Genomic DNA, 2,189 nt, shown 5'->3' with positions numbered 1-2,189 from the left:
ATTATATGGTGCATATCTAATAGGAATATCTAAATTTAATTTTTTTAATACACTTTTATAATGAGTAAATGTATCAAATCCTGCTTTACCATGATATGAGCCCATACCACTTTCACCAACACCCCCAAATGGTAAGTAATTAGTAGCTATATGGATAATTGTATCATTTACACAACATCCTCCTGCTGGAATCATTTCTAAAACTTTATTTTCCAGATACTTATTTTTTGTAAATATATAAAGAGCTAGTGGATTTGGTCTTTGTATAACTTCTTGTATAGCTTCTTCTAAACTTTTATATGTCAAAACAGGAAATACTGGTCCAAATATTTCCTCCTTCATTATATCATCATCCCAACTAACATCATCTATTATAGTTGGGTCTATTTTTAATGTATGGTTATTATAGTTACCACCATATACTACCTTTTCCATATCAATAAGGGATATTATACGTTTAAAATGTTTTTCATTTATGATTTTAGGAAATTGTTCATTATCACATGGATTCTCTCCAAAATACTGTTCAATATAATATTTTATTTTCTCTATTAATTCATCTTTTTTATTCTCATGTACTAAAATATAATCTGGAGCTACACAAGTTTGTCCTGCATTTATTAGTTTTCCCCATGTCAATCTTTTTGCAGTAAGATTTATATCTGCATCCTCTAATATAATACAAGGGCTTTTTCCTCCTAGCTCTAAAGTTATAGGAGTTAAATGCTTTGATGCTGCTTTCATAACTACTTTACCTACAGCAGTACTTCCTGTAAAAAATATATAATCGAATTTTTCTAAAAGTACTTTTTCGCTTTCTTCTTGGTCACCTTGAACTACTGCAATATATTCTTTTGAAAATATACTTTCAAGTATATCTTTAATTATATGTGAAGTTAATACAGAGTACTCAGAAAGTTTTATTATTGCACAATTTCCTGCTGCTAATGACCAAACTAATGGTATAAGAGCTAATTGAAATGGATAATTCCAAGGTGACATTATAAGTGTGACACCATAAGGTTGAGGAATAATCTTAGATATAGATGGAAAATTGACCATACTTGAACGAACTCTTTTCGTTTTGCTCCATTTTTTTATATTTTTTATAGCAAAATTCAACTCACTATATAAAATACCTACTTCTGTCATAAATCCTTCAAAATTTGATTTATTTAAATCCTGTTTTAATGCCACAAGTATTTTATCTTCATTTTGTAATATAGCTGACTTTAGCCTTTTTAACTGTCCTAAACGAAATGATACATCTCTTGTTTTACCTGTATTATAGTATTCCCTTTGCATCATTACTAGCTTATTTATATCCACTATTTAAAACCCCCTCTTTAAGAATTTAGACTACTCTATTTTTAAAACAAATTGTTTAAATTTCTATTAATATCATTTTTATACAATAATAAATTCTTATCAATATAACATAAATTTACAAATAAAAAAAGCCCCCCTTTTAGATGCAGGAGAACTGATAAAGAAATTGTATTTTTAAGAATTAATTACTCTATAAACTACAATATAGTTATAAGTTTGTGTTTTGAAGTTTATCCACATAATCAAGTATTGGATTTAGATACTTTTTATCACACCAATCAAAATCTTCTCCTAATAATAAAGGCGCTTCTATTGGATTAAAACCTTGACGTTGTTTTTTAGCTATTGACTTTTTAAGAAAACTACAAAGAGTAATATCAAGCCATGACATTTTTGTTTCATCCCATTCACCATGACAATAAAAGCAAGGAATATTATTCAACTTATCTTTAAAATTAACTTCTCTCAATTTTCTTATTACTGAATCATCATATGGAGATGCTCCTACACCAAAAACAATTAGATTTTTACCTGCTAATTTCTCATAATGCTTTTTAAAAAAAGAAATTCCTGCTATATTGCAAGCATAAAGACCTCCTCCTAAAATAATTGTATTGTAATCTCTAATCTTTTCTAGATTAATATCCTTAATTTCAAAAATATCACAATCTAATGATTCTGAAAGCCATTTAGCATATTTTTTTGTTGAACCATACTTACTTTTATAAATTATCACTGTATTTTTCATGTCAATTATCTCCTTAATATTGATAGTAGCTATAATTAGTAACTAGTTACCTTATATTATATTAATTAATTACTTTTATGTCAATAATCTTATTTTTTATTATATATAATAA

At 26.8% G+C, this 2,189-nt stretch carries 2 protein-coding genes; both read right to left on the bottom strand.

Annotated elements, in window-relative coordinates; genetic code table 11:
• Nucleotides 1-1,329: aldehyde dehydrogenase (locus KGF52_RS20850; RefSeq protein ID WP_227841497.1), on the bottom strand; the 1,329-nt coding region annotated here is incomplete at its 3' end.
• A 208-nt stretch (nt 1,330-1,537) separates the two neighbouring features.
• Nucleotides 1,538-2,077, bottom strand: coding sequence for a flavodoxin domain-containing protein (locus KGF52_RS20845; RefSeq protein WP_227841496.1), 540 nt, complete (start codon nt 2,075-2,077; stop codon nt 1,538-1,540).
• Between the last annotated feature and the right edge of the window lie 112 nt (nt 2,078-2,189).

The sequence above is a fragment of the Clostridioides sp. ZZV15-6597 genome (assembly GCF_020657815.1).
Taxonomy (GTDB): domain Bacteria; phylum Bacillota; class Clostridia; order Peptostreptococcales; family Peptostreptococcaceae; genus Clostridioides.
The sequence above is the reverse complement of the archived record's forward strand: the minus strand, read 5'-3'. Positions and strand labels throughout refer to the sequence as shown.